The organism is Weissella kandleri (assembly GCF_045504165.1).
Taxonomy (GTDB): Bacteria; Bacillota; Bacilli; order Lactobacillales; family Lactobacillaceae; genus Weissella; species Weissella kandleri_A.
In genome coordinates, this window is record NZ_JBJJNY010000023.1 from 912 (window position 1) to 4,944 (window position 4,033).

3 protein-coding genes and 1 pseudogene are annotated in these 4,033 nt (G+C 35.0%); all 4 read left to right on the forward strand.

The genetic code is table 11. The annotated features are described in order from the left end of the window. Window positions 1–152: 152 nt before the first annotated feature. Window positions 153–836: a Crp/Fnr family transcriptional regulator gene (locus ACJQWY_RS06810; RefSeq protein WP_407076979.1), complete on the forward strand. Its 684-nt coding sequence runs from the start codon at window positions 153–155 to the stop codon at window positions 834–836. Window positions 837–847: 11 nt separating this feature from the next. Continuing rightward, entirely contained in the window at window positions 848–2,125 is a 1,278-nt protein-coding gene (locus ACJQWY_RS06815) for a MucBP domain-containing protein (protein ID WP_407076980.1), read from the forward strand. Between the two features lie 63 nt (window positions 2,126–2,188). Next, window positions 2,189–2,782, forward strand: a pseudogene (locus ACJQWY_RS06820) (MucBP domain-containing protein); the annotation flags it as partial. Window positions 2,783–2,818: 36 nt separating this feature from the next. Next, entirely contained in the window at window positions 2,819–3,547 is a 729-nt protein-coding gene (locus ACJQWY_RS06825; RefSeq protein ID WP_407076981.1) for a MucBP domain-containing protein, read from the forward strand. The last annotated feature ends 486 nt before the right edge of the window (window positions 3,548–4,033 follow it).

A 4,033-nucleotide genomic window follows, 5' to 3' on the forward strand; every position in this document is an offset into this window, starting at 1 on the left:
CAGCACAGCACAGCACAGCACAGCACAGCACAGCACCTAGATAAGGTTTTTTTGAATGGCTTTAAAAACACGGAAGTGTGGCTAATGTAGTATCTACTACGATAGTCATGCTTTTTTTTGTTTAATTTAACTTTTAAAGGAGTTGATGATAAGTGGATGAAGAGTTGATTTACCTGATTGATCAATTAAAAAAAGATCCAATGAGTGGATTGACTTTAGTTAATAGGTCAAAAAAGAGTTATCTAACAATGAAAAATGACTTCGAAACTAATATTTATATTTTAATTGATGGAGTTGTGATTATTAGTTTAGTTGGTTTGAAAAATCAATATCATTTTATGTATTTAAACCGATCTAGTATTGTAACGATTTTGGGAGCAGAAGATGAGAGTGTGGTGAAACAACCATTTGATATTTTGGTAGATTCAAATGAAGCACAATTCTATAAAATTGATAGAAAGATTTTTTGGAAAATAGTTAATGGCAATCCTAGAATTGGTAAATATATTCGAAATTATTATCGAAACCAATTACAAGTCAATTTTTCACGATTACGCCAACAACTTAGTAATGATCGAAAAGGACAAATCTGTGCTTTTATATATGAAGCGGTTCAGTTATTTGGGGTTGAAAGTCCTAAAAATACTAATTATATATTGATTGATCATAAAATAACACATGGAACGATCGGTAAATTCATTGGAGCATCGCAAAGATCTTCAGTGAGTAGGATAATAACTAATTTAATTAATGATCAAATTATCGAAAGTAAGAGTGGCTATATAACAGTTAAGAATTTGGCATATTTAGATCAATATGCGAATAAAGTAGGATAGGGAGAAGGAAAATGAAATTTAGTAAATACTTATTATTGAGCACAACTGTATTAGGATTGGCAAATCCATTAATTGCATTGGCTAGTGATAAAACTAATCAAGTGAAGAATACAGAGCAAAGTGCTCAAACAAAGGCAAGTAACAAAAATGATAATAAAAAAGTAAGTGAAATTACAAATAATAATCTTAAAAAAGCAACAACTAATAAATTACCTATTGATTATGGACAAACAAATAACTTATCAACGAGAGTTGATAATTCAGACTTGGATGTTAGTACAGGTTGGAATGTTACAGAATTTATTAGTGATTATCACAGCGATGTAAATGAAATTTTTGTGCAAGGCTATGCAGATACTATTTTAAATCAAAAATATGCTTCTATTCAAGTTGGGGGTGAAGGTGATACAGTATTCACAGCTAAAAAAGTATTGAAACTACAAAAAGGACATACGTATAATTTTGATATAATTTATGCGCAGGCTCAATCTACATCAGGTAATAGTGGAAAAGCAAGTGGATATATTGATTTTAATGGTGATAGGATAGAATCAACTGATGATGGTAGTAATAAACACTATACAAAAACCATTGCGCCTTCAGCTGATATGGATTTTATAATCACAGTTCATTTAGAGACGTTTTATCCAGATAATATTTACTGGAAAGTAGGTTACGATCTGGATAAAGGTGGGGTGGTGGATGACACAGTTGGAGCTGATGTAACAGCGAAATACGTTGATACAGCTGGAAATAAGATTGCAGAGGACGTTGTAAAATCCGGGACTCTCGGTGAAGATTATAGTACTGATCAACTAGATATTCCAGGTTATACCTTTAAAGAAGTTCAAGGAAATCCAACTGGAAAGTTTACGGATACAGCACAAACAGTCACGTACGTGTATACAAAAGATCCGGTGAAAGCCGCTGATGTGACGGCAAAGTACGTTGATACTGATGGCAATAAGATTGCAGAAGATGTGGTCAAGTCAGGGAATGTTGGTGATGATTACAGCACGGATCAATTAAAGATTAAGGGCTATACTTTCAAAGAAGTCCAAGGAAATCCAACTGGAAAGTTTACGGATACAGCACAAACGGTCACGTACGTATATACAAAAGATCCGGTGAAAGCCGCCGATGTGACGGCAAAGTATGTGGATACAGCTGGCAATAAAATCGCAGAAGATGTGGTCAATTCAGGGAATGTTGGTGATGATTACAGCACGGATCAAATAAAGATTAAGGGCTATACTTTCAAAGAAGTCCTAGGAAATCCAACTGGATAGTTTACGGATACAGCACAAACAGTCACGTACGTGTATACAAAAGATCCGGTGAAAGCCGCTGATGTGACGGCAAAGTATGTGGATACAGCTGGCAATAAAATCGCAGAAGATGTGGTCAAATCAGGGAATGTTGGTGATGATTACAGCACAGATCAATTAAAGATCAATGGTTACACTTTCTAGGAAGTTCAAGGGAATCCAACTGGAAAGTTTACGGATACAGCACAAACGGTCACGTACGTATATACAAAAGATCCGGTGAAAGCCGCCGATGTGACGGCAAAGTATGTGGATACAGCTGGCAATAAAATCACAGAAGATGTGGTCAAATCAGGGAATGTTGGTGATGATTACAGCACAGATCAATTAAAGATCAATGGTTACACTTTCAAGGAAGTTCAAGGGAATCCAACTGGAAAGTTTACGGATACAGCACAAACGGTCACGTACGTATATACAAAAGATCCGGTGAGGGCCGCTGATGTGACAGTAAAATACGGTGATACGGCAGGAAATAAGATTGCAGAAGATGTGGTCAAGTCCGGGAATGTTGGTGATGATTACAGCACTGATCAATTAAAGATCAAGGGTTAAACTTTCAAGGAAGTACAAGGTAATCCAACTGGAAAGTTTACGGATACGGCACAAACGGTCACGTACGTATATACAAAAGATCCGGTGAAGGCCGCTGATGTGACAGTAAAATACGTTGATACGGCAGGAAATAAGATTGCAGAAGATGTGGTCAAGTCCGGGAATGTTGGTGATGATTATAAGACGGATCAACTATCTATCCCAGGCTACACTTTTAGGGAAGTCCAAGGAAACGTAACTGGAAAGTTTACTAATACAGCGCAAACAGTAACGTATGTCTATAATAAGGTTGGTACTAATACACCATCTAAGCCGGTAGCTAACGGAAACGTAACGGTACGATACGTTGATGAATCAAATAGTGAAATCGCCAAGGCAGAAGTTATTACTGGAAAAGCCGGAACTGCTTATAAGACTGAAAAGAAAGATATTGATGGATATATTTTCAAAGAGGTTCAAGGTGCTGTTAGTGGGAAGATTACTGCATTTGGACAAACGGTAACGTATGTTTATCAAAAGGAAAAAGCAAGTAATCCTGGAACAAATATGCCAACAAAACCAGTAAATCCAAAGACAAATACACCAACAGTTCCAGTTGTTGATAACAATAATGATAATGGTTCAAATTCAGGTAATTCAAATAATAACGGTAATTCTGACAGTAATTCAACAACAAATAATGAAACCAATAACATTGTAAAAAACGTCGTTGAAAATGTGCAGACAGTATTACCTAAAACCGCAGCTGAAAAGGTAACATGGACTGAAATTGTTAGCTTAGTACTAGCATCATTAGCTGGATTGATTGTTTGGAAGAAACGGAAATAAAACATAATAATAGTTTATTCATAACTCTACAAATTATAAATAGAACTAATATTGTTGTGTTAAATTTGATAAATCATGAGACAAGTATTAATTTACTTGTCTTTTTATTTGCCCCCGGCTGCCAACTAGGAAAAGAACCGAATAACCAATAATGCCATCATTCTAAAATATTGTAGTTATTATTATTTTTCAAAAGGGGTAACAATACGTGGGTCTCTATGAAAGAATGACGATAAATTGTTCGATATAATCCAGCATAAAGGAACTTTTTAGTTAAACGGCGGTATTATCATATTGATCTAGAAAAGTTTCAAAAATATGAAATTAGTAGTTGACGATTTAATTGGTTTCATGTAGTATTAATAAACGTTGTTACGAGTTATCGCAACGACTTAGCAAATCAGTTAAAAATAAGTTATTGACTTTGATAATTATGATGTGCTATAATTTAAAAGTTGTCTCAACGAGATAACAAGTAGAACATTG

Coding starts and splice junctions, on each gene's coding strand:
- ACJQWY_RS06815 (WP_407076980.1), top strand. CDS start 848: ATGAAATTTAGTAAATACTTATTATTGAGCACAACTGTATTAGGATTG.